At 56.8% G+C, this 25,849-nt stretch carries 19 protein-coding genes and 1 riboswitch; of the genes, 15 read left to right on the plus strand and 4 right to left on the minus strand.

The features are described from left to right. Nucleotides 1-98 precede the first annotated feature (98 nt). The 7 genes from ACTF5F_RS09875 to ACTF5F_RS09905 all read left to right on the plus strand — a co-directional run bounded on the left by ACTF5F_RS09875 (nucleotide 99) and on the right by ACTF5F_RS09905 (nucleotide 9,475). Entirely contained in the window at nucleotides 99-1,784 is a 1,686-nt protein-coding gene (locus tag ACTF5F_RS09875; protein ID WP_438956704.1) for an NAD(P)H-dependent oxidoreductase subunit E, read from the plus strand. A gap of 587 nt (nucleotides 1,785-2,371) precedes the next feature. Next, nucleotides 2,372-3,751, plus strand: a complete 1,380-nt coding sequence (gene ftsY / locus ACTF5F_RS09880) for a signal recognition particle-docking protein FtsY (protein ID WP_438956744.1) — start codon at nucleotides 2,372-2,374, stop codon at nucleotides 3,749-3,751. Beyond that, nucleotides 3,751-4,662 (plus strand): EamA family transporter, encoded by a 912-nt coding sequence (locus ACTF5F_RS09885; protein WP_438956745.1) that lies wholly within the window; start codon nucleotides 3,751-3,753, stop codon nucleotides 4,660-4,662. Before ftsY ends, ACTF5F_RS09885 begins: the two co-directional genes overlap by 1 nt. A gap of 11 nt (nucleotides 4,663-4,673) precedes the next feature. Continuing rightward, nucleotides 4,674-5,282, plus strand: coding sequence for an inner membrane-spanning protein YciB (locus ACTF5F_RS09890; protein WP_438956705.1), 609 nt, complete (start codon nucleotides 4,674-4,676; stop codon nucleotides 5,280-5,282). Nucleotides 5,283-5,315: 33 nt separating this feature from the next. Continuing rightward, nucleotides 5,316-5,392: riboswitch (SAM riboswitch) on the plus strand. Nucleotides 5,393-5,446: 54 nt separating this feature from the next. After that, the gene (metZ, locus tag ACTF5F_RS09895) at nucleotides 5,447-6,619 is read left to right on the plus strand and encodes an O-succinylhomoserine sulfhydrylase (RefSeq protein ID WP_438956706.1); all 1,173 of its coding nucleotides are present in this window, start codon (nucleotides 5,447-5,449) and stop codon (nucleotides 6,617-6,619) included. Nucleotides 6,620-6,852: 233 nt separating this feature from the next. Next, nucleotides 6,853-7,956 carry a GTP cyclohydrolase FolE2 gene (folE2, locus tag ACTF5F_RS09900; protein ID WP_438956707.1) on the plus strand — a complete coding sequence of 368 codons (1,104 nt, stop codon included), beginning with the start codon at nucleotides 6,853-6,855 and terminating at the stop codon, nucleotides 7,954-7,956. A gap of 70 nt (nucleotides 7,957-8,026) precedes the next feature. Then, nucleotides 8,027-9,475, plus strand: a complete 1,449-nt coding sequence (locus ACTF5F_RS09905; RefSeq protein WP_438956708.1) for a TrkH family potassium uptake protein — start codon at nucleotides 8,027-8,029, stop codon at nucleotides 9,473-9,475. Nucleotides 9,476-9,486: 11 nt separating this feature from the next. Here the strand turns inward: ACTF5F_RS09905 and ACTF5F_RS09910 are convergent, their stop codons facing one another. Next, nucleotides 9,487-11,226 (minus strand): trypsin-like peptidase domain-containing protein, encoded by a 1,740-nt coding sequence (locus ACTF5F_RS09910; protein WP_438956709.1) that lies wholly within the window; start codon nucleotides 11,224-11,226, stop codon nucleotides 9,487-9,489. A gap of 176 nt (nucleotides 11,227-11,402) precedes the next feature. On the opposite strand from ACTF5F_RS09910, the gene ACTF5F_RS09915 reads away from it, so the two are divergent. The 8 genes from ACTF5F_RS09915 (at nucleotide 11,403) to glmM (ending at nucleotide 21,867) form a co-directional block, all read left to right on the plus strand. After that, a complete protein-coding gene (locus tag ACTF5F_RS09915) occupies nucleotides 11,403-12,326 on the plus strand; it encodes a glycine--tRNA ligase subunit alpha (protein WP_438956710.1) in 924 nt (307 codons plus the stop codon). Beyond that, the gene (locus tag ACTF5F_RS09920) at nucleotides 12,326-12,850 is read left to right on the plus strand and encodes a DUF6446 family protein (RefSeq protein ID WP_438956746.1); all 525 of its coding nucleotides are present in this window, start codon (nucleotides 12,326-12,328) and stop codon (nucleotides 12,848-12,850) included. Before ACTF5F_RS09915 ends, ACTF5F_RS09920 begins: the two co-directional genes overlap by 1 nt. Beyond that, nucleotides 12,850-15,078: a glycine--tRNA ligase subunit beta gene (gene glyS / locus ACTF5F_RS09925; RefSeq protein ID WP_438956711.1), complete on the plus strand. Its 2,229-nt coding sequence runs from the start codon at nucleotides 12,850-12,852 to the stop codon at nucleotides 15,076-15,078. The genes ACTF5F_RS09920 and glyS overlap by 1 nt, the downstream gene beginning before the upstream one ends. Nucleotides 15,079-15,125: 47 nt before the next feature. Next, on the plus strand, nucleotides 15,126-17,708 hold the full coding sequence (locus tag ACTF5F_RS09930) for a putative PEP-binding protein (protein ID WP_438956712.1): 2,583 nt from the start codon (nucleotides 15,126-15,128) through the stop codon (nucleotides 17,706-17,708). Nucleotides 17,709-17,825: 117 nt separating this feature from the next. Beyond that, nucleotides 17,826-18,500: a cell wall hydrolase gene (locus tag ACTF5F_RS09935; protein WP_438956713.1), complete on the plus strand. Its 675-nt coding sequence runs from the start codon at nucleotides 17,826-17,828 to the stop codon at nucleotides 18,498-18,500. 97 nt (nucleotides 18,501-18,597) lie between these two features. Then, nucleotides 18,598-19,518: a dihydroneopterin aldolase gene (locus tag ACTF5F_RS09940; RefSeq protein ID WP_438956714.1), complete on the plus strand. Its 921-nt coding sequence runs from the start codon at nucleotides 18,598-18,600 to the stop codon at nucleotides 19,516-19,518. After that, a complete protein-coding gene (folP, locus tag ACTF5F_RS09945) occupies nucleotides 19,515-20,534 on the plus strand; it encodes a dihydropteroate synthase (RefSeq protein WP_438956715.1) in 1,020 nt (339 codons plus the stop codon). Before ACTF5F_RS09940 ends, folP begins: the two co-directional genes overlap by 4 nt. Then, nucleotides 20,524-21,867 (plus strand): phosphoglucosamine mutase, encoded by a 1,344-nt coding sequence (gene glmM, locus ACTF5F_RS09950; protein WP_438956716.1) that lies wholly within the window; start codon nucleotides 20,524-20,526, stop codon nucleotides 21,865-21,867. The genes folP and glmM overlap by 11 nt, the downstream gene beginning before the upstream one ends. A gap of 128 nt (nucleotides 21,868-21,995) precedes the next feature. Here glmM and ACTF5F_RS09955 read toward each other — a convergent pair whose 3' ends face one another. The 3 genes from ACTF5F_RS09955 to ilvC all read right to left on the minus strand — a co-directional run bounded on the left by ACTF5F_RS09955 (nucleotide 21,996) and on the right by ilvC (nucleotide 25,821). Next, entirely contained in the window at nucleotides 21,996-23,258 is a 1,263-nt protein-coding gene (locus ACTF5F_RS09955; RefSeq protein WP_438956717.1) for a hypothetical protein, read from the minus strand. Between the two features lie 215 nt (nucleotides 23,259-23,473). After that, on the minus strand, nucleotides 23,474-24,379 hold the full coding sequence (locus ACTF5F_RS09960; RefSeq protein ID WP_438956718.1) for a DMT family transporter: 906 nt from the start codon (nucleotides 24,377-24,379) through the stop codon (nucleotides 23,474-23,476). Nucleotides 24,380-24,798: 419 nt separating this feature from the next. Continuing rightward, on the minus strand, nucleotides 24,799-25,821 hold the full coding sequence (gene ilvC / locus ACTF5F_RS09965) for a ketol-acid reductoisomerase (protein ID WP_438956719.1): 1,023 nt from the start codon (nucleotides 25,819-25,821) through the stop codon (nucleotides 24,799-24,801). Nucleotides 25,822-25,849: the final 28 nt, after the last annotated feature.

Consider the following 25,849-nt stretch of genomic DNA (forward strand, 5'->3'; position numbering starts at 1 on the left):
GCAGCGCAACCTCGCATCAGACGACAGAGATGTCGCATTTGCTTCACCCGATGTGTCGGTTTTCGATATTCTGATGCGGAAGAGGGAGAGGACCTGACATGGCACTGGATGATCGCAAGGGTGTTTGGAAGTCTGGCAAGGGCAAAGGACGGCATCGTCCGAAGGGCCGTCAGGTTGAGGATCAGGCTTGGGACCAAGTGCGCGCGCTGCTGGAACAGCGGCCGCGTGATCGGGACATGCTGATCGAGTTCTTGCACCTCATTCAGGATGAATACGGATGTCTGTCTGCGCCGCACATGCGGGCGTTGGCCGAGGAGATGCGTCTAAGTCAAGCCGAGGTTTACGAAGTAGCAACTTTCTATGCCCATTTCGATGTGGTCAAAGAAGGCGAAGCGGAGCCGCCCGCCTTGACGATCCGCGTTTGCGACTCGCTTTCTTGCGAATTGGCAGGGGCGCAGCAGTTGAAAGCGGCGTTGGAAGACGGGCTGGATGCGTCGAAGGTGCGTGTGGTGCGTGCGCCTTGCATGGGCCGTTGTGATACCGCACCGACGCTAGAATTGGGCCACAACCATATCGACTTTGCGACGCCTGAAAAGGTCAAAGCCGCGATTGAGGCGGGCGACACCCACGCGCATATCCCTGATTATCAGGCGCTCAACGCCTATGTTGCCGATGGTGGCTATGCGACATTGAAAGAGCTCCGCACCAACGGCGATTGGGGAGATGTGCAGGCGAAGGTGAAAGAAAGCGGGCTGCGCGGCTTGGGCGGCGCGGGTTTCCCATCTGGCACCAAATGGGGCTTTGTCCGTGCGAACGAAGGGCCGCGTTACATCGCTGTGAACGGCGACGAAGGTGAGCCGGGGACGTTCAAAGACCGTTACTATCTTGAGCGTACGCCGCATCTGTTCTTGGAAGGGATGCTGATTGCTGCTTGGGCGGTGGAGGCGGAAAAAGCCTTTATCTACATGCGCGACGAATATCCGGCGGTGCTGCATATCCTCGCGGAAGAAATCAAAGCGCTGGAAGCGGCTGGAATTGTTGAGGAAGGCTACATCGATCTGCGGCGCGGGGCGGGTGCCTATATCTGCGGTGAAGAAAGCGCGATGATCGAGTCGATCGAGGGTAAACGCGGTATCCCGCGTCATCGTCCGCCGTTTGTGGCGCAGGTCGGTATCTTCAACCGCCCGACTTTGGTGCATAATATCGAGACGCTCTATTGGGTCGCAAAGGTCTGTCGTGAGGGCCCGGAGTGCCTCAACAGCACCGAAAAGAATGACCGAAAGGGTCTGCGCAGCTATTCGGTCAGTGGCCGTGTGCAGAACCCTGGCGTTTATCTGCTGCCTGCGGGGTCCACGATCACGGACATCATCGACGCCTGTGGCGGTATGGCCGATGGTCATACCTTCAAGGCCTATCAGCCGGGGGGACCATCCTCTGGTCTCTTGCCTGCATCGATCAACGACGTGCCGCTTGATTTCGACACGTTGCAGCCGCTCGGCACGTTTATTGGCTCTGCCGCCGTGGTTGTTTTGTCTGACAAAGACAGTGCCAAGGCGGCCGCCTTGAACATGTTGCGGTTCTTTGAGGATGAAAGCTGCGGGCAGTGCACGCCGTGCCGCGTGGGCTGTGAAAAGGCCGTGAAGCTGATGGACAAAGACAGTTGGGACCAAGACCTACTGGGTGAGCTTTGCACCGCGATGGCGGATGCGTCGATCTGTGGTCTGGGGCAGGCCGCGCCGAACCCGATCAAGTCCACTATCAAGTACTTCCCAGACGAGATCTAAGCCTTCAAGCACCCCCTGAGAGTTGAGCGATTAAGGGTCAGCGTGACGGCTGACCCTTCCATCTGGTTGCGTTGACGATTAGATCAGTGAAAACAACTGATAAGGCGCGGCCCATGTCGTTCTTCAAAAAGCTTAAAGACAAGCTCTTCAAATCATCTTCCAAAATCGATGAAGGTCTTGATGCGATCGTCAGTGATGGCGGGGAAGAAGATGTGGTTGAGGTTGCAGAAGCCCCCTCTGGTCCGTCGCCTGAAGAGATCGCGGCGGCACAGGAAGCGGCGCGACTGGCCCAAAAGAAGGCCGAGGCTGAAGAACGCGCGCGGCAGGAGGCGTTAGAGGCTGAGAGGGCGGCCGAACGCCAGCGCCAAGCCTACCTTGAGCGGGAGCGTGAAGAGGAGCGAAAGCGTCAGGAACAGCTTGAGGCTGAGCGCGAGGCCGAGCGTTTGCGTCAGGAAGAACTGGAGCGGGAGCGCGAAGCGGAACGACAGCGACAGGAAGAATTGGAACGCGAGCGTGAAGCCGAACGCCAGCGTCTGGCTGAGCTGGAGGCAGAGAAAGCCAAAGCAGAAGCCGAAGAACAAGCGCGAATAGCTGCGGAACAGAAAGCTGTGGAGGAAGCTGCACAAGCAGCAGCCGATTTGGCTGAGAAGGAGCGGCTTGAGTCGCTCGCCCGTCAGCAGGAGGAAGAACGCAAGCGCTTAGAGTTGGAGCGGGACGCGGAACGCCAGCGACTTGAAGCCGAAGCCGCCGAGAAGGAAGCGCAGCGCCAGCGGGAGGCCGAGGAGGCGCTGCGCCGTGAGGAAGAACGCCAGCGCGAGGAAGCGGAAGCGAAAGGGCGGGAAGAGGCACGTCTGAAAGAAGAGGCGGAGGCGCAAGCGCGTGAAGAAGCACGGCTGAGGCAAGAGGTCGAAGCCGCCGCCCGGGAGGCCGAGCGGGAGCGTTTGGCAGACGAAGCGCGCATCGCGGAAGAGGAACGCTTGGCCGCGCTTGCAGCGCGTCCCACACCCAAAGCGGTAATGGAACCGATGACAACGCTGACCGCGTCACCACTCGATGAGATGGAGGGCGAGTCAGAACCGGAAGAGAAGAAGGGCCTGTTGGGGCGCCTCTTTGGTGGGCAGAAGAAAACAGTCGTTCGCCGGACACTTGATGACGATATGCTTGAAAAGTTGGAAGAGCTGCTCATCACCGCCGACATGGGCGTCGACACAGCCTTGCGTGTCACGGCCAACATGGCCGAGGGGCGCATGGGTAAGAAATTGTCGGTGGAAGAGATAAAGACGCTGCTGTCCCAAGAAGTCACCCGCATCATGGACGGTGTGGCTAAGCCAATGCCGCTCTATTCCCACAAGCCGCAGGTGGTGCTGGTAGTGGGCGTGAACGGTTCGGGCAAAACCACGACAATTGGCAAGCTCGCCAGTCAGTTCAAAGCGGCGGGCAAATCGGTTGTGATTGCAGCGGGCGATACGTTCCGCGCGGCAGCGGTGGAGCAGTTGCAAGTCTGGGGCGATCGGGCCGGTGTGCCTGTGTTGACCGCGCCAGAGGGCACCGATCCGGCAAGCCTTGCATTTGATGCGATGGATCAGGCGCAAAAGGATGGGTCTGATCTTTTGATGATCGACACCGCTGGACGCCTGCAAAACCGCAGCGATTTGATGGAAGAACTGTCCAAAATCGTGCGGGTTATTCGCAAGAAAGACCCAGACGCGCCGCACAACACCTTGTTGGTGCTGGATGCGACGACGGGTCAGAACGCGCTGAGCCAAGTGAAGACGTTTCAAGAGCTTGCCGATGTCTCTGGCCTAGTCATGACAAAGCTGGATGGCACTGCCAAAGGCGGTGTTTTGGTTGCGCTTGCGGATAAGTTTGGCCTGCCGATCCATGCGATTGGTGTGGGTGAGCAGATTGACGATCTGGCGCCGTTTGATCCTGAGGACTTTGCCAAAGCGCTTGTTGGTTTGGAGTGATCGCCGACCTCAGCACATGGTTTGCGGGCCTTGAAGGGACGGCGGATGGGGCGCGGGTGGCGGCCCTGCTCGCGCTTATCTCGGCGATGGCACATGCGGTGTTTGGCGCCCTTCAAAAGGGGCGGCATGATCCATGGCTGACGCGCGGGGCAATTGACACCTGGCTCGCGGTGATTTCAGCACCTATCGCGCTATTCTTGGTGCCGTGGCCGGACAAACACGTTGCAATCCTCTTGGTTGGCGTGTTCTTCATTCACTTTATTTACAAACTGACAATGGCGCTGGCGTATGAGCGGGCGGCCTATACGGTTGTTTACCCCATCGTGCGCGGCACTGGACCTGCAATAACGGTGATCGCCGCAAGCCTTGTCTTCAGCGAAAGTTTCACTGCGTTGCAGTGGTTTGGGATCTTGTGTTTGTCAGGGGGTATCCTGTTCATCGCGGTTTTGAACCTGCGGCAAGAGACACTGGATGCATCAGCGGTGAGACTTGGGATCATGTGGGCGCTGATGGGCGGGCTGATGGTTGCGGTCTACACGACCTTTGGCGCTTACAGTATCCGCCAAAGCCCTGACCCCTTTACGTTTTTGGCGTGGTTCTTCTTCATCACGGCGCTCGATTTTCCGTTCATTGCGTGGTGGCGGTATCGGCGGATGGAGAACCGACCAGCCTTGGGCGCACTGAACCTGCGCGGTTTTGCCGGGGCCGTGATTGCGTGGTTCAGCTTTGGCGGTGTGATGCTTGCCACGCGGATCAGCGACGTGGGCGAAGCGGCGGTTTTGCGCGAAACCTCCACCGTGTTTGCGGCGCTTATCGGATGGCTCATCCTGCGCGAAAAGGTGGGGCCTGTCCGAATTTTGATGATGGTGCTGGTTGCACTTGGTGCGATCATCGTCGAAATGGGGGGATAACGGAGGCACCTATGGCTGAACGAAAGATCAATTCTGTCCTCAAGCAGGTCCTTGAACTGGGCCCGACGCTTGCGTTTTTCCTGCTTTACCTGCGGATCAGGGATGAGACCTTCACCTTTGCCGGCACTGAATACTCTGGCTTTATCGTTGCGACGGTTGCCTTTGTGCCGATACTGCTGGCCGCGATGGGTATCCTTTGGGCGATGACGGGGAAGTTGAGCCGGATGCAGCTTTTCACGGCGTTCATGGTCATCTTCTTTGGCGGGTTAACCGCCTATTTCAATGATGAGCGGTTCTTCAAGATCAAAACAACCATTGTCTATGGTTGTTTCGCTGTGATCCTTGGCATCGGGCTTCTCAAGGGGCAGAGCTTTCTGGAGTGGGTCATGGGAGAGTTGTTGCCGATGCAGCAAGAAGGCTGGATAATCCTAACTAAGCGACTGACCGGTCTTTTCATCGCCTTGGCGATTGCCAACGAAGTGGTTTGGCGCACGCAATCCACCGACCTTTGGGTGAAATTGGAAACCTTCGCCTTTCCCGCCGTGATGTTCGTGTTCTTGTGGCTGCAGATCGTGGCGTTGCAAAAGTATTTGATAGAGCCAAACGACGAAGATATCTGACGCGGTTTCTTGACCTGCGCTGCACTGCGGCGTATCAAGCGATGTGGCGATTTGTTACCGGATTGCGGGCCACGTTAAATATTCCGCTAAAAGGTCGAAGGGCGTTGCCCCGATACCTGTCCGGTGTCGGGGTTTTTTGATGGCTGATCGCCAAGGATAACGTGATGAAAAACTGGAACAAGCGCACCAAAGCCGTCCACAGCGGCGTTCGCCGCAGTCAGTACAATGAGGTGAGCGAAGCGATCTTTATGACGCAGGGCTTCGTTTATGAAACGGCGGAGGATGCAGAAGCACGGTTTTTGAAGTCTGGCGATGATGAGTTCATCTATGCCCGTTACGGCAACCCGACCGTCGCCATGTTTGAAGAGCGTATCGCGACGATGGAAGGGACGGAGGATGCCTTTGCTACGGCCAGCGGTATGGCTGCGGTCAACGGGGCGCTGATGTCGATGTTGAAAGCGGGGGATCATGTTGTTTCTGCCCGCGCGCTGTTTGGGTCCTGTTTGTATATCTTGGAAGACGTCCTGACGCGATATGGTGTAGAGGTGACGTTTGTCGATGGCACTGATTTGGATGCATGGAACGCAGCGATCCGGTCTGACACCAAGGCGGTGTTCTTTGAAAGCGTATCGAACCCGACGCTGGAGGTTATTGATACCAAAGCGGTCGCCAAACTGACGCATGCGGTGGGGGCCTTGGTGATTGTTGACAACGTCTTTGCGACGCCTGTGTTTTCAACGGCTGTGGCGGATGATGCAGATGTCATCGTCTATTCCGCGACCAAACATATCGATGGGCAAGGGCGGGCGCTGGGCGGCGCGATCCTCGGCTCGAAAGAGTTCATCCGTGGAACGGTGGAGCCATATCTGAAGCATACCGGTGGCTCCATGTCGCCGTTTCACGCTTGGATGATGCTGAAAGGGTTAGAGACGATTGATCTGCGCGTGCGGGCGCAAGCGCAATCGGCCAAAGCCATTGCTGAAGCGGTGTCAGGACACAAGGCTTTGGCAAAAGTGGTTTATCCTGGACTTTCAGATCATCCGCAACATGATTTGATGCCGAAAGGTGGGACGGTGGTTGCGCTGGATTTGGGTGATCAAGCGGCCGCGTTTCGGTTCCTGAATGCGCTGGATATAGTCATAATCTCCAACAACCTCGGCGACGCGAAATCCATTGCGACCCACCCCACGACGACGACCCATCAGCGATTGAGTGACGCGCAGCGGGACACGCTGGGCATTGGGCCGGGGTTGGTGCGGCTGAGTGTCGGGCTTGAGGACACGGATGATTTGATTGCTGATATTTTAGGCGGTTTGGACGCGGTAGGTCGCAAATAACCACCATTCTGGTGCTTTCGCTCGTAATCCGTCATGTTCATGTATGTTAAGGCTGAAGGGTACAGGGTGCGAATTTAAAAGATCGTTCAAATTCAAAGGCCTGTCTGAACTGGGAAAGCGAAGCGATGTCTGATTCACGGGCAGATTTATCCCGTTTTTTTTGGGAAAGTGCTGGAAAAGAAAAAGCGCAGACCCATTTAAAAGGCTCGAACGCACCAGAGGGGGCCGATGAGATGAATTTACATACTCGTGACCTGAACCGCCAACCAAGTCGGGACGAAGCAGAAGACGCACTTGCATTGCTGCGGCGCTGGGCGGCGGACGTGACCCCAGAAGAGGTGGCAACGCTCGATCCGCTCGTGGCGCGTTTGATCCCCGGTCAAGAGGTGTCGAATTATCTTGCGCTTGCGCGTGCGTATCCAGAGGATTTTGAGGTCGATGAGACCTACAAAGCCTCTATGCCCGACTTGCAGAACGGCCCGTCGAGCCTGATCCGCGGGGCCAAGCAGCAAATCCAGCACGTCGGTATTTCCAACTTCCGACTTCCGATAAGGTTCCATACCCGCGACGGGGGCGACATCACGCTCGAAACCTCTGTCACTGGGACGGTGAGCCTTGAGGCGGAAAAAAAGGGCATCAACATGTCCCGCATCATGCGCACGTTCTACAAGCATGCGCAGGAGACGTTCAGCTTCGAAGTGATCGAGCGGGCGTTGGATGCCTATAAGACCGATCTCGAGAGTTTTGACGCGCGCATACAGATGCGGTTCAGCTTCCCGATGGAGATGGAAAGCCTCCGCTCCGGCCTGTCTGGGTATCAGTATTATGACCTCGCCTTGGAATTGGTTGAGACGGACGGTGTGCGCAAGAAAATCATGTATCTGGACTACGTATATTCCTCCACATGCCCGTGCTCTTTGGAACTGTCCGAACATGCCCGCCAGTATCGCGGACAGTTGGCGACGCCGCATTCGCAGCGATCGGTTGCGCGGATTTCTGTGCTGATCGAAGATGACCAAGACATCCTCTGGTTCGAAGACCTGATCGACCGCGCCCGTGCTGCTGTCCCGACGGAGACGCAGGTGATGGTCAAGCGTGAGGATGAACAGGCGTTTGCAGAATTGAACGCCGCAAACCCCATTTTCGTGGAAGACGCGGCGCGCCTGTTCACAGAGCAGTTGAAAATAGACCAGCGCATTTCTGATTTCCGCGTCATCGCGAGCCACCAGGAAAGCCTGCATTCGCATGATGCGGTGTCCGTGCTGACAGAAGGCCAGACCTTCGCCTCGGAAAGCCTTGATCCGCGTCTGTTCCAGTCGCTGTTCCACGTCGGCTAGGCCCGCGCGAGCGACAGCAAAACGTTCGCGGGTGCTTGACACACAAGGCCCGCAACGCCACCCATTGCACATGATTGATTTTCGCCCGGTTTTTTATGTGGTCGGCCTCCTTGTCGCAGCGCTGGGCATGACAATGCTGTTTCCCATGTTTGCGGACCTTTGGTACGGAAATGGCCATTGGTTTACCTTCCTGCAGTCGGCGGTATTGACGATCGTTTTCGGGGGCATGGTTGCGCTGTCGTCGGCCAATGGGATCAGTGGCGGGTTGAGCCGGCGTCAAACCTTCCTGCTGACCGCGCTTGTGTGGCTCACCTTGCCCGTCTTCGGAGCCTTGCCGTTTGTGTTTGGGGCGACCGCGTCGTCTGTCCCTGATGCGTTCTTCGAAGCCATGTCCGGCCTGACGACAACAGGCGCCACTGCTATTGCCAAGCTGGGACCGTTGCCAGAAGGGCTGAAGCTTTGGCGCGGCATCCTGCAATGGCTGGGCGGTGTTGGTATCATCGTTGTGGCAATGGTGTTTCTGCCGGAACTGCGTGTTGGTGGTATGCAAATCTTCCGATCCGAAGGCTTTGACACTAGCGGCAAGATTCTACCACGGGCGGGTGAAATCGCACGGAGTATTTCGTTTATTTACATCGGCCTGACAATCGCCTGCGCCTTGGCTTATGCGTTTAGTGGTCTGTCGCCGTTTGATGCGCTCGTCCATTCCATGACGACTGTTTCGACGGGGGGTATGGGCAATTACAACACCTCCTTTGCGGGCTTCGGTGCACTGACGCAATATGTCGCTGTGCTCTTCATGGTTTTGGCCGCGCTGCCCTTTGTGCGGTTCGTACAATTGCTTGCTGGTACCGCGGAGCCATTGTTCGTCGACCCACAAATCAGGGTCTTTCTGGCGACAATCGCGATCATCGTCCTGCTGATGGCGTCTTGGGCGGCAGCCCGGGATGGCGTGGTCTCAGAAGACGCGTTTCGCGCAAGCCTATTCAACGTCGTCTCCATCATGACGGGTACAGGCTATGCCAGCGCGGATTACATGACATGGGGCAGCTTCCCCGTAATGATGTTTTTTCTTATCGGGTTGATCGGGGGTTGCGCGGGGTCGACCTCATGCTCGATCAAGGTCTTCCGGTATCAGCTGCTCTTTGCCTCGATCAAAAGTCAGATCCGGCAAATCCACTCTCCCCATGGGGTGTTTCAACCCCGCTATGCCGGGCGCGCGGTGAGCGAGGATGTTCTGAATTCGGTCATGGCCTTTTTCATTGCGTTCCTTTTGTCGATGGGGTTGATTGCCGTTGCTTTGGGCCTGACGGGGCTTGATTTCATCACCTCTGTTTCGGGGGCGGCAGCGGCGCTCGCCAATATTGGCCCTGGGCTGGGTGATCAGATTGGTCCGGCGGGGAATTACGCTGGTCTTAACGATGCGGCCAAGTGGATTTTAGCGATGGCGATGTATGTCGGACGATTGGAGATTTTGGTGGTTCTCACAATCGTGTCGCTGAAGTTCTGGCGGGACTAAGTGGAGCTGGTTTACCAGCAGCTCACAAGAACAGTTTGATCATTGGCACGGCGGGACAGCGTTTCGGGCGCCATAAACGCCACAGATGATGTCGTTTCTACAGCAATGTTTGCGGCGGCAAGGGCCGCAATGATGGTTTCGCTGTCGAGGGAGAAGCTCACCTCTTCGGGCAGAACCTGACCCTCAATGGATTGCTGTGGCAAAAGCATCCCAAGCACTGCGCCACCGTTGTCAAAGACAGGGCCACCGACATCGCCATCCCGAGCACGGATGTTGAGGCGTTTCACCTCAGTTTCACCATCTAGGCCACGGATGTCTGCCAGCTTTCCAAATGTGACGGAGGCTGAATTGAGCACGCTGCCAAACGGGAAGCCGGCCACTGCGACGTCAGACTGTATGCGCGGGACGCCGGTCTGGAAGGCTGCAACACCGAGCGGCGCGAGGGTTGCCTTTGGGCGCAACACGGCGAGGCCGAGGTCGGCGTCGGTGAAGGCAAGCTCCGCCTCATGGTCGAGGCCGATAGTCAGCCTTTCGCAGCTGTTCGCGATGGTGGAGGAGGTCAGGACGGTACCTGTGCTATCGATGAAGAAACCGGACTGACTGAAATCCGGTGTGCGGATGGCAAGACCGGAAACCAAATCAACCGCTTGATCCTCCCCGGGTACTGAAAGCGCAGGATCGAGCACGCCGTCAACAACCGCGAAGCTTTTGCGCATTTCGTCCAAAACGCGGAGGCGGCGTTCTTCGTCATCCGAAGGCCAAATCAAAGCGAAGCCTTTGATCGTCTCATTGGACAGTGTCGCCGTGACAAAGGTGGATTTGGTCGCGTCCGCACCTTCGATTGTAAACGAACTGCTGCGCCGTTCACGGGGCCCGTCCATCGGTACGATTTCCAGCGTTTGCAGGATCTCATAGAGGCCGAAAAGCCGGTCCTGATTGCCTTCCTGTGAGATCAGCAGTACCTGCGCTTTAATTTCGCCCGTAGCGTCGAAGCGGGCGAATGGCGGTTCATATTCAGTGAATGCCACAACGCCTGTTGGGATTGGTATTTGGATGCCCGAGGCGTCATCACGAACCAGTTCAAGGTCCACTCCATCAAGCACCGAATTGTAGTCATCCAGTGCGATGGCCCGCTGCTTGCTTGTCATCACGCTAGTGGGTTCAAAGTTCTTTGCCTCTTGCCAGAGCCGCATTGAATTGCGGGTGCCACGGCCATAAAGCCCGTCGATGGTCCCATTGTAGAAGCCCGCCCATTGCAGTGCGACTTGCAGCTCTTTCTTCTGTTCGCGGTCGAGCAGGGCCTCAGAAGCGCGCGCCTCCCGCAGGGTTTCGTCAGACGGTGTGATAATAATAGGCTCTTCAACTACCTTGGCCGTGTCTTCGGCTGGCTGCGCAAGGGCCGTGGGCGCTTGCGCTTGTGTCGGGGCGCTTTCGCCCACGGGCCAGAATTGCTGACGGAAGGAGGTCCCCGTGGCAATGAAGCTGTCACCCGGAATGCGGCCCGACCCCCGCAACTGGCGGAGGAGGGCGGTGGCATCAGGCCGGCTGTAGGGGCCAAGGACGATGGCGTACCAGTTGCGACCAGTGTAGAAGCCCGCGACATCATCGAGACGTGCGTCATAGATGCTGACCCGCTCTTGCGCTTGTTGCAGACTTGGCTGAGCCTCGATCTGAATCCAAACAGGCTGCTGTCCCAAGACGGTGGATGCCGAAAATACCAAAGCCAACACGACAGCAAAAAGACGTTTCATACCGAACCCATCAACGAATCTGAAAGCCGGGCAGATCCGGCTGGCGTGCAACCTAGCAGAGTGTTTGCCGGATGCAGCATAAAACGCGCGTGAGACGGTAGAATAATGCGCCTGTGTGCCAATTGACCCTTACGGCGACGAGGCCTATTGAACACACAAACGCAGAAGAGGGCACCATGGCCGACAAACCAAGCAGTTTTCAAGAGATTATCCTGAGGTTGCAGACCTATTGGGCTGGCAAAGGCTGCGCGATTTTGCAGCCTTACGACATGGAAGTTGGGGCAGGGACATTCCATCCGGCCACAACACTGCGTGCGCTGGGCTCAAACGCATGGGCTGCGGCCTATGTTCAGCCGTCGCGCCGTCCAACGGATGGCCGATATGGCGAGAACCCGAACCGTTTGCAGCACTACTACCAGTATCAGGTGCTGATTAAGCCATCGCCGCCCGACCTGCAGGAGCTCTACCTCGGATCGCTCGGCGCGATTGGGATTGATGCGGATATGCATGACATCCGATTTGTCGAAGACGACTGGGAAAGCCCGACACTGGGCGCTTGGGGGCTGGGCTGGGAAGTTTGGTGTGACGGGATGGAAGTAAGCCAGTTCACCTATTTCCAACAGGTCGGCGGGCACGACTGCAAACCAGTCTCAGGCGAGCTGACCTACGGGTTGGAGCGTTTGGCGATGTATGTCCTTGGCGTCGATCACGTTATGGATATGCCGTTCAACGATCCGCAATCGCCGATCGCGCTGACCTATGGGGACGTCTTCAAACAGACCGAAGAAGAATATGCCCGCTGGAACTTTGATGTGGCCGACACAGACACGTTACTTCAGCACTTCAAAGATGCCGAAGCGGAATGTGCCCGCATTCTTGCGGAGCCGCATAAAGACCGGAAAACGGGTAAGCGGATAATTATGGCGCATCCGGCCTATGACCAGTGCATCAAGGCGTCCCACGTCTTTAACCTGCTGGACGCGCGGGGCGTAATCTCCGTCACCGAACGGCAAGCCTACATTGGCCGCGTGCGGGCCTTGGCTAAGGACTGCGCCGAAGCCTTTGTTCAAACGGCCGCTGGGGGCCAAGACGCGGCATGATGGGCCGCATCGTTATAGGATTGCTTTTGATGTTTGCTTTGGCTGCTGCGGTTGCGATGTATTACCTGCAAGTCTACGCCTTTTATGATGAGATGTCGGCGGACGGGGATGCTGTGGTGTTGACCACGCTCTTTGATGGGCAGCCTGAGCCGATCCTTTATGAAAATTTCTCTAACATCGACAGTAACAGCAGCCCGATCCGCTATCGCGCGTGTTTTGAAACGCCGACAAGCTATGCGCTGTTGACCGAAACCTATGTCGTCGTTGAGGCGGCGGAGCCGAAGATTGCCCCCGGTTGGTTCGATTGCTTTGACGCTGAAGCGATTGGTCAAGACCTCGAAAGCGGGGATGCGGTGGCTTTCATGGGGATTGAAAATGTCGATTACGGCATTGATCGGATCGTTGCCGTCTACCCCGATGGCCGCGCCTTTGCGTGGCACGAGATCAACGCCTGTGGGGAGGTTGTCTTTGACGGCGATCCTGTTCCAGAAGGCTGTCCAGACCCCGCAACAGGATTAAATTAATGCCTGATCTTCTGATTGAACTCTTTTCCGAGGAAATCCCAGCACGGATGCAAACCCGTGCGGCGGAGGATTTGAAGAAGCTCGTCACGGAAGGGCTGGTTGAGGCTGGACTGACCTATGCGGGGGCTGCGGCCTTTACCACGCCCCGGCGGTTGACGCTGTCGCTTGAGGATTTGCTGGCCGAAAGCAAACCCGTGCGGGAAGAGCGGAAAGGCCCGAAAGTGGGCGCGCCCGATCAGGCGATTGAGGGGTTCTTGCGTGGGGCTGGTGTGTCCAAGGATGATCTGGAAATCCGCGACGACAAAAAGGGTCAGGTCTATTTCGCAGTGATCGAAAAGCCGGGGCGTTTGGCGTCGGACATTATCGCTGAGGTGCTGGAAAAGACGATCCGCAACTTCCCGTGGCCCAAGTCGATGCGCTGGGGTTCCGGCACGCTGAAATGGGTGCGCCCGCTGCATTCGATTGTCTGTCTGTTGACGGATGAGGCGGGGGCGACGGTTGTGCCGGTTGATGTCGATGGCATCACGTCAGGCGATTTCACCTATGGGCATCGCTTTATGTCCAATGCTGTGATTTCTGTCACATCTTTTGAGGATTACGAGGCGAAGTTGAAGCACGCGCATGTGATGCTGCGCGCAGACGAGCGGGCCGAAGCGATCTGGCAAGACGCCACTAATCAAGCATTCGCGCAGGGCCTGCAAGTTGTCGAAGACCGTGTGCTTTTGGCGGAGGTGGCGGGGCTTGTCGAATGGCCTGTTGTCCTGATGGGCAAGATCGATGAGGAGTTCTTAGCGCTGCCGCCGGAGGTGTTGCAAACCTCCATGAAGGAGCATCAAAAGTTTTTCTCCGTCCGAAATGAAAAGACCGGCCGGATTGAGCAGTTCGTGACGGTTGCAAATATCGAGACGTCGGACAATGGCGCGACAATCCTTGCGGGAAACCAAAAGGTGCTATCGGCGCGTCTGGCGGATGCAAAATTCTTCTGGGAGAACGACCTACGGGTTGCGACGAAAGAGAAGATGCAGCCGTGGCTCGATGCACAGGCCAATGTGACATTCCACAACAAGCTTGGCTCGCAACGTGATCTTATCGAACGCATGATCGCGCTGGCGAAAGAGTTGGCTCCGGCTGTAGGCGCTGATCCTAAATTGGCAGCGCAGGCGGCGCAGGTCGCCAAGGCCGATCTTGCGTCAGAGATGGTCTATGAATTCCCGGATCTTCAAGGACTTATGGGGCGTTATTACAGCGATTCTGCTGGTCTGCCTGCTGAGGTTGCTGCCGCCTGTGAGGAGCATTACGCACCATTGGGGCCATCTGATGAAGTGCCAGCCGCGCCGACATCCGTGGCTGTGTCTTTGGCGGAGAAGTTGGACAAGCTGACCGGTTTTTGGGCCATAGATGAGAAGCCGACGGGGTCAAAAGATCCGTTTGCGTTGAGGCGTGCCGCGCTGGGTGTCATTCGCGTTGTTTTGGACAATGATCTGACTGTGAAGCTGGATCGGTTCATTGATGCGCAGTTGCTGCGGCACGAAATCAAAGTGAACCGAAACGGTGCCGAACAGGATGAAATTGACACGTTAGAACAGATCCTTGAGGAGATAGCCGAGCACGGGGTGTTTGGGGCTGCGTTGGAAGCGGTGAAGGATGCTGCTAAGGCAGGCAAGACGGTCGATGCCGTTGCCGCCCAGTTGCCTGACAAAAGCGTTTCGCTGCTTGCATTCTTCCACGACCGCCTCAAGGTTTACCTGCGCGATCAAGGCATTCGCCATGACATCATTGACGCCTGTATCGCGATGCCGGGGAATGATGATCTGACGCTGTTGGTCAAGCGGGCGCGGGCGTTGTCGGAAACGCTCTCCACCGATGACGGGGAAAACCTGATCCAAGGGTTCAAGCGCGCCAACAACATCCTGACCCAAGCGGAAGAAAAGGATGGCGTTGAATACTCCTATGGGGCGGACATCAAGTTTGCCGAAGGCGATGCTGAGAAGGCGCTGTTCAAAGCATTGGACGATGCGGATGCGGTCATTAAACCCGCGATGGCGGTGGAGGATTTCACCACCGCAATGGCTGCGATGGCAGGTCTGCGCGGTCCGATCGATGCATTTTTCACCGATGTACAGGTCAATGCGGATAGTGACGTTTTGCGCCGTAACCGATTGAATTTGTTGTCTCGCATTCGGTCGATATGCCTTGCTGTGGCGGATTTGACCAAGATCGAAGGTTAACATTCCTTAGCGTCACATTTTCCTTACATTGGGCGCATTCTGATCTTATGCTGCGGTTGAACAATGGGAATGCCGCAGTGCAGAAACACAACACTTTCGACGATGTGACCCTGATCACACCGACCGCAGCGATGTCGCCTGCGGCGCATGGCAATCGAGCGAAGTGTCTGCAACGCCTGATCCGGCTGGACATGCCGGTGCCGACAACCGTCGCCCTGTCATTCGATGCGGTGCGCAAGGTTGCAGCGGGGGAGATGCCCGATATGGCGCAAATCCTTGCCCCCTTCGGTGATTTGCCGCTGCTTTCTGTCCGGCCCTCAAGCCAAAGCCTTGACTGGGGTGGGCCGGCGGCTGTTCTGAACATTGGGATGAACGACCAGCGCCTAGAAGCCATGAAGGACGAAGTAGGGGAGGCTGCGGCCATCGCGCTCTACGCCCGCTTTGTGCATTCCTACGCGATTGAGGTGGCGCGGTTGGAGCCGGAGGTTTTCACCCTTCCTGCCAAACCGACAATGGCAGATCTTACAAGCGCGCTGGAAACGTACGAATTCGAAGCGGATGAGCCGTTTCCGCAAGACCCCGCGCAGCAATTGTCCGATGTTCTGCGATCTATGGCGCGGGCGTGGGGTGGCACCTCCGCGAGGCTGTTGCGGGAGGCGAAAGGCGCCCCTGCCAATGCGGGGCTGGGCCTTGTGGTGCAGAAAATGGCGCTGGGGGTTGGTAGTTCGGGGGAATGCGGCTCCGGCGTTATCCAATACGTCGACAGCGAAACCGGTCTGCCGATGGTCAAAGGCCGCTATTTGGGTCAAAGCCAAGGCCGCGCGGCGCTTGGCGATGTAGAAGGCGCGATTTATCTGACAAAAGACCCGCGCGGGTCATCGCTCGAAGAGCTATGCCCAGAGATTTTTGCGGAACTACTGAGCTATCACGACATTTGCTGCCGACGGTTGAAAGAAGAGATGGAGGTGTCGTTCACGATTGAGAATGACCACCTCAACGTCCTTGACGCGATCACGGTGAAACGCTCAAGCCGTGCGGCGGTGCAAATCGCTGTGTCCTTGGCCGAGAACGAGTTTATCCCGCGTGAAGAGGCTGTGATGCGCATCGCGCCTGCGGCTTTGTCCGAAATGCTGCACCGGCAGATCGATCCGGAGGCGGAGCGGGATGTGATCGTGCGCGGCATCCCGGCAAGCCCTGGCGCTGCCACAGGGCGGATCGTGTTTTCAGCGCAAGAAGCGCAGGCCAGCGCAGCGCGGGGGGAGCCTTGCATCCTTGTACGGCGCGAAACCACGCCGGACGACATTCGTGGGATGCATGTGGCGCAAGCGGTGCTGACGGTCCGTGGCGGTGTGACCAGCCATGCGGCTGTGATCGGGCGCGGGCTTGGCTTGCCATGTGTTGTTGGCGCGTCTGACCTGACTGTGCATCGCAAACGCGGGTCGATGACTTGTCCCAATGGACGTGTCTTCAAAAAAGGGGAAACCATCACAGTTGATGGCACGACAGGTGAAATCCTCGCTGGATCACCAAAGATGATGGAAGCGGCCCTTGACGGTGGGTTCCAGACGCTGCTCGCCTGGGCGGATGAGTTTCGCGACATTGGCGTACGTGCAAATGCGGATACGGTTGCGGATGCCACGACGGCAGAGATGTTTGCAGCCGAAGGTGTCGGTCTTTGCCGGACGGAGCATATGTTCTTTGAAGGTGACCGCATCGGTCTGATGCAAGAGATGATCTTTGCTGAAACCGAAGAGGACCGCCGCGCAGTGTTGGAGCGTCTTCTGCCTCTACTAAGGGCGGATTTCACTGCGCTCTTCAAAATCATGGACGGTAAACCGGTCTGCATGCGACTATTCGATATGCCGCTGCATGAGTTTTTGCCCTTTGATAAAGCCGGTCAGCGGGATCTTGCCGCGCAATTGGGCCTACCGTTACCCAACGTCGTAGACCGGGTTCAGGCGCTCAGTGAATACAACCCGATGCTTGGAATGCGGGGCATTCGGCAGGGGATCGCGCTGCCTGAAATCTATGAAATGCAAGCCCGCGCCATTTTCGAAGCAGCGGTGGCTGCTGCGAAAGACGGCGTGGTCATTGCGCCGGAGATTATGATCCCCCTCATCAGTGCAATGAAAGAAGTCGAACTGATGAAAGCCCGCATCGATGCGGTGGCCGTGGCGGTGCAGGCGGAGACGAAAACAGACTTTGACTTCAAGCTCGGCGTGATGGTGGAAACCCCGCGCGCCGCTTTGCGGGCCGAAGATATCGCACAGCATGCGCAGTTTTTATCGTTCGGCACCAATGACTTGACACAGATGACTTACGGCCTGTCGCGCGACGATGCGGGGCGGTTCATGTCGGCCTATGTCCAGCAAGGGGTTTATGAGGAAGATCCCTTTCACACCCTTGATACCGAAGGTGTGGGAGAGCTTTTGTCGATTGGCGCGGCCCGTGGGCGTCAAGGGCGGCCTGATGTCGTGCTATCAATCTGTGGCGAACATGGGGGGTCGGCGGCTGCAATTGCGTTTTGCCGGCGTGAGGCGTTCGATTATGTCTCTTGCTCGCCGTTCCGCGTTCCTTTGGCGCGTTTGTCTGCAGCTCAAATTGCCTTGGCGGAGCGTATTCAACGCTAATCTGGCGGATTTGACTAACCTAAAGGTGAGCCGCGGACCCCTTTACCTTTCGCAAACACTGCACTAAAGAGCCGCCCGCTTGCACGGGGCTGGCCGTGTGACACCTGTGGTGGAAAAATGTTTGATTGGGGACGTGGCGCGTTGATCGCCGCAAGTTTGATGGTCGCTGCTGTTGCGCCAACGTTTGTTACGGCTAACGAAGTCTTGGAAAGCCGCCTGTCGGCCTTGCTTGGTCAGGAGCGAAGCGCTTTGCAAGTTGTGCCAGATACACGTTTGGCAACGCTCACCTCGGTGCCCTTGCCAGAGGACCGTGGGGTGGTGACATCGCCGGTATCCATTGACTACTCCAATGCATTCCTCGCAGGGCTCCCGCCCGCTACAGGCGGTGCGCAATGGCGCTGCTTGGCTGAGGCGCTTTATTTTGAAGCACGGGGAGAATCCACCAAAGGTATCTTTGCTGTTGGTGAAGTGATCTTGAACCGTGTGGACAGCGCTGCTTATCCAAACAGCCTGTGCGGCGTGATCAATCAAGGGACTGGCCGCAAGTATCAGTGCCAGTTTACGTACACCTGTGATGGCCACGCCGAAACAATCCGCGAGCCGCGCGCGTTTAGCAAAGTGGGAAAAGTCGCACGTCTTTTGATCGACGGTGCCCCACGTGAGTTGACCGCTGGTGCCACGCATTATCACACGAAAGGGGTCAATCCGTCTTGGGCGCGCCGTTTCCCGCGGACTGCAACCATCGGGTTCCACTACTTCTATCGTCAGCCGACACGTTCTGCGTCAAACTGACGTTTCAGTCGCAAACATGCGCGATCCTGCCGTCCCTTTCGCTTGTGAGGGGCGGGCCACTGGCGTATCGAATGTCAGATGATGAATCGTGGACGCCATGACTGACGATATTCGCCTTGCCTTTGCGCATCCGGCCGAACGGGCCGCTGCCAGCACTGACATCCCTTATGACCGTATTTCCCTGCGGGATTATATCGTAGAGGTTGAAATTGGTGCGTTTCAGCAGGAGCGTGGCAAGCTTCAAAGGGTGAAGTTCAATGTCGTGGTAGAGGTTTTGCCCGACCAAGGCCCCATTGACGACGATGTGGACCGGATTCTGTCCTATGACAAAGTGATCGAAGCGATTGGGATCGAGCTTGAGGCGGAGCGGATCAATCTGCTTGAAACCCTTGCGGCGCGTGTGGCGGAGCGGGTTCTGCTCGAGCCGATGGCGGAGCGGGTGTTTGTCCGCATTGAAAAGCTGGATCGGGGGCCGTTTGCCCTTGGGGTGGAGATTGTCCGCTCTAGCGACGGCAGCAAGCCAGCGGGTCAGGACCATATAGAGACCCCGCATCCGCGGGTCGTCTATCTGTCCAATGAGGCGCTAGTGTCCGGCAATTTGACCTCATGGATTGATGATTTTTCAAAAGACGATGCGCCTGTCATCCTATGCGTTGGGGCGGGGGAGTTACCAGTCATTCAAACGGGTCATGCCATGACCCAGCGCCGCATCGATTTGCTGGCGATTGAGCAAAACGCTTGGCTCGTTGGGGCCAAAGATCATCGTTGCAAGGTTGTCGCCACACGAACAGAACTCGATTGGGCAATGAAAAACGGCCAGATTTGCGTCTGGGCCCCGTCGAAAATCGTTCTGGACGCGGTGGATGGCCCCTCGGCCAGTCCGCGCGATGCGCTGGCGCTGGTCAGTTGGTTCGCGGCGGAGATGGAAGCCAAAGAGCTGGTAGTGATTGGCGATGATGCGCCTGCCTCAGACGTACCGACACGCACGATTGCCGTGACTGGAGCATCCAACGGATGACGGTCTATGCCCGCCCTATTGTTATGGACGATGCGGTGCGCCCTGATGGGGCCGTCCCGCTGGCAGAGGGGTGGTGTTGGTTTGAAAATGTGGAGCTTTTGTCACGCGATGCGCCCGCGCAGGTGATCGCAGCAAAGGAGCTGCCTTTGGATGTTCTGGATCGGCTGACCCAACCGCGAGGGAGCATTGCGACGCTGGCCATGGGTGCGCCGCAGGTCATGGGAATTTTGAACGTGACGCCGGATAGCTTCTCCGACGGTGGAAAGCATAATGCCGTTGACGCTGCCGTTGCCCGCGCTTTGCAGATGGTGAAAGAAGGCGCGGCGCTGATCGACGTTGGCGGCGAAAGCACGCGACCTGGGGCGGCTTTCGTCCCAGAGGACGAGGAATTGCAGCGGGTGGTTGGCCCAATCTCCTCCCTCCGTCAGGCCAGTGATGTGCCCATTTCCATCGACACACGGAAGTCGGTGGTAGCCACAAAAGCGCTTGGGGCCGGGGCATCTATGCTCAATGACGTCTCCGCTTTCACATTCAACGCAGATATGCCGGTCGTCGCCGCGGAATCTGACGCCCCAATTTGCATCATGCACGCGCTTGGCGATCCCAAAACGATGCAAGACGCGCCGACCTACGACAATGTGTTGCTCGACATCTATGATTTTCTGGCGGAGCGGATCGAGGTTGCTGTCGCAGCAGGCGTTGCGCGGGATCGGATTGTCGTTGATCCAGGGATCGGGTTTGGAAAGACGCAAGAGCATAATCTGACACTGCTCAGAAACATCTCACTTTTTCATGGTCTGGGATGTCCGATCTTGCTGGGGGCATCGCGCAAGCGGTTTATTGGGGCCATCGGCAACGCGCCTGATGCCAGTGACCGGCTCGGCGGGTCTGTGTCGGTTGCGCTTTTTGCGCTTCGGCAGGGGGTGCAAATTCTGCGCGTCCACGATACATTTGCCACCAAGCAGGCGATTGACCTGCATATGGCAATGATCGGGGCACCGGGGTATGGCGCGTAAATTTTTTGGTACTGATGGCGTTCGGGGCACAGCGAACACCTTTCCGATGACGGCAGAGATAGCGCTAAAGATTGGCGCTGCGGCTGGGCGATATTTCCGCAATGATGGCTCAAACGGACATCGTGTTGTGATCGGCAAAGACACGCGGTTATCGGGCTATATGTTTGAAAATGCGCTGACTGCGGGCTTGACGAGCACTGGGATGAATGTGCTGCTGCTAGGGCCTGTCCCAACACCTGCGGTCGGTCTTTTGACCACATCCATGCGCGCGGATGTGGGCATCATGATCTCGGCCAGCCACAATCCGCACCATGACAACGGCATCAAGTTCTTCGGTCCAGATGGGTTCAAATTGAGCGACGACGTGGAGATGGAGATTGAACGCCTGATCGCGAGCAAGATTGAACCGGAGCAAGCTGAAAACATTGGACGTGCGAAGCGGATCGACGATGGGCGGTTCCGTTATGCGGAACGGGTGAAGTCGACGGTTCCGTCTGGCCTTACGCTCAATGGTCTGAAGGTTGTGATCGATTGCGCGAATGGCGCGGCGTATAAAGCAGCGCCCGAAATCCTGTGGGAGCTTGGCGCGACTGTCATTCCGGTGGGCGTTGAACCAAACGGCTACAACATTAATGAAAATTGTGGCTCGACCCATACAGACAACGCGGCCGCGGCCGTCGTTGCGCATGGGGCTGATGTGGGCATTTGCCTTGATGGGGATGCAGACCGCGTGATGATCCTTGATGAGAAGGGGGATGTGGCTGACGGCGATCAAATCATGGCGCTCATGGCGACCCGCTGGGCGGCGCAAGGCCGCTTGGGCGGCAGCACATTGGTGGCCACGGTGATGTCGAACCTTGGGCTTGAGCGCCACATGTCCTCTAACGGGTTACGATTGAAGCGGACAGGTGTCGGCGACCGCTATGTGGTCGAAGCGATGCGGAGCGGGGGCTACAACCTTGGTGGGGAGCAGTCGGGTCATATCGTGATGACCGATTACGCTACTACGGGGGACGGTTTGCTCGCCGGTCTTCAATTCCTCTGCGCGATTGTGGAGACGGGGCAAAAAGCCAGCGCGCTGACCCGTCAGTTCGATACGGTCCCGCAGCTTTTGAAGAACGTGCGGTATTCAGATGGCTCCGATCCGTTGAACGCGAAATCTGTGATGTCGAAAATTGCGAACAGTGAAGCCAAACTTGAAGGTAAAGGGCGGTTGCTGATCCGAAAGTCGGGGACAGAACCCTTGGTCCGCGTGATGGCCGAATGCGAAGACCCTGATTTGTTGCTTGAAGTCGTGGATGGGATCGTGGCTGAGGTTGAATCAGCGGCCTAGACGCGCCTCACGTGTTGAGGCCAGCGCGTGTCACGCTGGCCCCAAAGTTATCAAAACAGGAATGCGTCTGTTTCGAGGTTCAGAGTGTTGGTGTCAGACTGGCTGTTATAGCTCCGGTCGGACACAAACTAGCTGCGGCTGTCGAGCTTGTTGCTCTCTACATCAAAGGTCCGGTCGATCCAGTAGCCTTTGAACGTCACCTGTTCGACGTCGGCCAAAGCTTTCAGCCCGTAGGTGTCGCTTTCCATATAGAGAACGCCATCGTCATGGAGATAGATGTCGTAGTCTAACACCTTCCCTTCGACGAACACTTCATCCTTGCCCGCGCAACCTGCAACGCGGTCTGTGCTAGTTGAGAGGTCGAAGTGATCGTCGCCGCCAAAGCCGTCGAGCGCGTCATTGCCTTGGCCATCGCGCAGTTTGTCCCCTGCGTCCGTGCCTAGCAAGAAGGCATCGGATCCGTAGTAATCGGACGTCATGCGGGACACATCGCTGACCCGTGTGATCCCGCGCAAAACGGGTGACAACGCCGCAATCACGACCGTCGGGTCGGTTTGGATTTCGTCGTAGAACGTGCTGTTCGCAAGGGTTGTGTAGGGTGTTTCGAACACCCCGCACACATGCGCAGCCCAACCGTTTGTCACGTTCAGAAGGCTGAAGATGCCAAGTGGGAACAGTGGGTTTGCATAAACATCGTCGAATAAGACGATGTTGTCAGTGGAGCCTATGAAGGTTTTGTCGTCGTTAAAAACGACCTCATAGAGACCTGCGACAAGGCTTTCGTCCACGTCACCGACCGCGCGGTAGGCAAATCCGAAATAGTTGGAGTCGGCATAAAAGCCGTTGCTGATTACGCCTGATTTGAAACTGAGGGCGTTGGTGACGGCGCCGCCCAAGCTGTATCCGGTCACGGTGATATCTGACCCAATGAGTCCATTGGCTTGCGCGAAACTGGCCTTCACATCCAGAATTCGCTCAAACCCAGACATGATGCGCTGGTCCTCTAGATCGAGGTAGGCCAGCACGTCGCCAAAGTCGGACGTGCCCGCGAAAGCAACGCCGATTTCGGTTAGTTGGCCGTTCTCAAACTTGCCTGTGATCTTCACCTGCGCGCTTGAAGACGTTGCTGATGAATAGATACCAAGCCCATCGCAGAGCGAGGGATCAACATCCAATTCGGATGGCAACAATTCGCGCCATCCAGACGGAAGGTCGAAGTTTGTGTCATAGTCAGAACCGCTGAACAATTTCACAACTCGATTGTCGACAAGCAGACTGATCCCACCAAAAGCGTTGATCTGACTTACACGCGCCAGTTGATACGCTTCGATGACATCCTCAGAGGCGCCTTGCCCCTTATAGTCGAAAATTGCCAGTTTCTTCTCTTGCATGTAATTTTATTGCGCAAAAGCTTGCGGGCCGAAATTGATGTGGCAACAGCTACGACAGAGTGACGCCACGTCGCTGACTTTACGTAAGCCAATGGAAAAAGTTGAAAAGAGAAACGGTCTGCCGGCCTTTCGCAGCAAATGACTAAGAATTAGTCAAACTGACTGCACCTTTGGAGACTGTGCGAGATATTTCTTGGGCGCGGGTTTGGTCTGGATTACCGCTTGCTCTGAAACAAGCGCGCCAAACTAAACCATTGGCTGATTGCGAGGCCGAACAGGATGAGCGCCAAAGCCGCGAAAAATCTCAGCGGCAAGACTTCGTTTAGAACCCATGCGCCGAATAGCATGGACCAAACGGGCACTTGGTAATTCACCAAGGTCATGAAGACACTGCCGGCAGATCGAATGACTGAGACGCGCAGCAGTGCCGCGAGCGCGGTGGGAAAAAATCCAAGGAAAAGGATGGCGAGGCTGGATCGCGGATCGCTCCACATTGGGAAGCCTTCGATGATTAGCATCAGCGGGATCAAAGCGACTGAACCAACGATCAGCGTCCATGCGGCCAAGGCGAGCGGGTCCATCGGCGGAAAATTTCGCGTCAGGATGCTGGAGACTGCGTAGGACATAGCTGCCAAGAGGCAGGCAATCTGGCCCAATGGCTCCAACCCTTCACCAATGCGCAGCACGCCGGGGCCGATAAGAACTGTCGCGCCGATAAAACCAAGGCAGACACCAAGCGCTTTGCGCAGGTTGAGCGGCTCATCCGAAAAGACGTGGGCGAGCGGAAGTACGAAAAGGGGAAGCGCGGCCATTGAGATACCAGCAAAGGCAGAAGGCACATATTGCTGGCCCCAACTGAGCAGGGAAAATGGCAGCGCCGTGTTCATCAGACCCATCACGATCATCAGCCTCAACGGGCGTCCGGACAAAGAGGGTAAGGGTTTGCGCAAAAGCCTCAACGTCACCACCAACGCGACCGCCCCAAGCGTGGTTCGGGCGCAGGCGACGGTAAAGGGTCCGTATCCTTCAAGCGCGATGCTCACGACCATAAATGTCCCACCCCAAATGACACCAAGGGCAAGGATACTGATCCAGTTCGCGAAAGTTGGGGTCGACGTCATAGCGCGTTTCGACCACGCCAACTGAACGTTGTCCATATCAGATTTGGGCGCCCGCCTGATTCATTAAGCGTTCGAATATTGGGTGTAGAGACCTCTCAAGAAAGACAGTTGGCTCGGAATGCACCCTTAGCCTATGGAACTTTTGCGCGCCTTTTCGGTTGTAACCACAACAGATTGAACCATTCGGAGCACGAGATATGACCTTTGAGACGCTTGTATTTGTTTTACCACTCTTCATTCTTTTGGCAGTTGCCGCTTTCGCTCTTTGGAGCCGTCATCGGACCAAAAAAGAAATGCGGCGTTACACGCACGAAAAATCCAGCCTTGCAAAGGACGGGCCTGGCCCGTAGCCGCTTCGGTAAGGTTCCACAAAAAAGGCGGGCAACTCGGGCCCGCCTTTTTCGATTAGATCTAAGTGATCAGTTCTTTTCTTTGTCGACCATCTTGCCTTCTGAAATCCAAGGCATCATCGCACGCAGCTTGGCGCCGACGATCTCGATCTCGTGCTCGTCGTTGGCACGGCGGGACGCTTTGATCGTCGGTTGAGATACGGCGTTTTCTAGCATGAAGTCGCGGACGAACTTACCGGTCTGGATGTCGGACAGAACTTCTTTCATCGCTTTCTTTGTCTGCTCGTATGGCAAGATGCGTGGGCCGGAGACGTACTGACCATATTCCGCCGTGTTGGAGATGGAGTAGTCCATGTTCGCGATGCCGCCTTCGTAGATCAGGTCCACGATCAGCTTGGTTTCGTGCAGGCATTCGAAATAGGCCATCTCTGGCTCGTAGCCGGCTTCAACCAACGTCTCAAAGCCGCAGCGGATGAGTTCAACGATACCGCCGCAAAGAACAGCCTGCTCACCGAAGAGGTCGGTTTCGCATTCCTGACGGAAGTTGGTTTCGATGATGCCGGAGCGGCCGCCACCGATGGCGGAGCAGTAGGAGAGGCCGATCTCTTGCGCTTTGCCAGATGCGTCGGTGTGAACCGCGATCAGGCAGGGTACTCCACCACCTTTGGTGAATTCGCCGCGCACGGTGTGGCCCGGACCCTTTGGCGCCATCATGATGACGTCGACGCCTTCTTTTGGCTCGATCAGACCAAAGTGCACGTTCAGGCCGTGGGCGAACGCGATTGCGGAGCCTGGCTTGATGTTGTCGTGGACGTATTTCTTATATGTTTCCGCCTGAAGCTCATCAGGCATTGTGAACATGATGACGTCGCACCATGCAGCGGCTTCGGCGATGCCCATAACAGTCAACCCCTCAGCTTCTGCTTTCTTGGCAGAAGGGGAGCCCTCGCGCAGTGCAACGGCGAGGTTCTTCGCGCCGGAATCGCGCAGGTTTAAAGCATGAGCGTGGCCTTGGGAGCCGTAGCCGAGGATTGCGACCTTTTTGTCCTTGATCAGGTTAACGTCGCAGTCGCGGTCATAGAAAACGCGCATATCAAATCTCCAAAGATGGTTTCTGCCG

The organism is Cognatiyoonia sp., assembly GCF_965661665.1.
Classification (GTDB): domain Bacteria; phylum Pseudomonadota; class Alphaproteobacteria; order Rhodobacterales; family Rhodobacteraceae; genus Cognatiyoonia.

Bases quoted from the DNA above. Each gene is read 5' to 3' on its own strand.
- ACTF5F_RS09875 (WP_438956704.1), top strand. From the start codon at position 99: ATGGCACTGGATGATCGCAAGGGTGTTTGGAAGTCTGGCAAGGGCAAA.
- ACTF5F_RS09890 (WP_438956705.1), top strand. From the start codon at position 4,674: ATGGCTGAACGAAAGATCAATTCTGTCCTCAAGCAGGTCCTTGAACTG.
- metZ (WP_438956706.1), top strand. From the start codon at position 5,447: ATGAAAAACTGGAACAAGCGCACCAAAGCCGTCCACAGCGGCGTTCGC.
- folE2 (WP_438956707.1), top strand. From the start codon at position 6,853: ATGAATTTACATACTCGTGACCTGAACCGCCAACCAAGTCGGGACGAA.
- ACTF5F_RS09905 (WP_438956708.1), top strand. From the start codon at position 8,027: ATGATTGATTTTCGCCCGGTTTTTTATGTGGTCGGCCTCCTTGTCGCA.
- ACTF5F_RS09910 (WP_438956709.1), bottom strand. From the start codon at position 11,226: ATGAAACGTCTTTTTGCTGTCGTGTTGGCTTTGGTATTTTCGGCATCC.
- ACTF5F_RS09915 (WP_438956710.1), top strand. From the start codon at position 11,403: ATGGCCGACAAACCAAGCAGTTTTCAAGAGATTATCCTGAGGTTGCAG.
- ACTF5F_RS09920 (WP_438956746.1), top strand. From the start codon at position 12,326: ATGGGCCGCATCGTTATAGGATTGCTTTTGATGTTTGCTTTGGCTGCT.
- glyS (WP_438956711.1), top strand. From the start codon at position 12,850: ATGCCTGATCTTCTGATTGAACTCTTTTCCGAGGAAATCCCAGCACGG.
- ACTF5F_RS09930 (WP_438956712.1), top strand. From the start codon at position 15,126: ATGCTGCGGTTGAACAATGGGAATGCCGCAGTGCAGAAACACAACACT.
- ACTF5F_RS09935 (WP_438956713.1), top strand. From the start codon at position 17,826: ATGTTTGATTGGGGACGTGGCGCGTTGATCGCCGCAAGTTTGATGGTC.
- ACTF5F_RS09940 (WP_438956714.1), top strand. From the start codon at position 18,598: ATGACTGACGATATTCGCCTTGCCTTTGCGCATCCGGCCGAACGGGCC.
- folP (WP_438956715.1), top strand. From the start codon at position 19,515: ATGACGGTCTATGCCCGCCCTATTGTTATGGACGATGCGGTGCGCCCT.
- glmM (WP_438956716.1), top strand. From the start codon at position 20,524: ATGGCGCGTAAATTTTTTGGTACTGATGGCGTTCGGGGCACAGCGAAC.
- ACTF5F_RS09955 (WP_438956717.1), bottom strand. From the start codon at position 23,258: ATGCAAGAGAAGAAACTGGCAATTTTCGACTATAAGGGGCAAGGCGCC.
- ACTF5F_RS09960 (WP_438956718.1), bottom strand. From the start codon at position 24,379: ATGACGTCGACCCCAACTTTCGCGAACTGGATCAGTATCCTTGCCCTT.
- ilvC (WP_438956719.1), bottom strand. From the start codon at position 25,821: ATGCGCGTTTTCTATGACCGCGACTGCGACGTTAACCTGATCAAGGAC.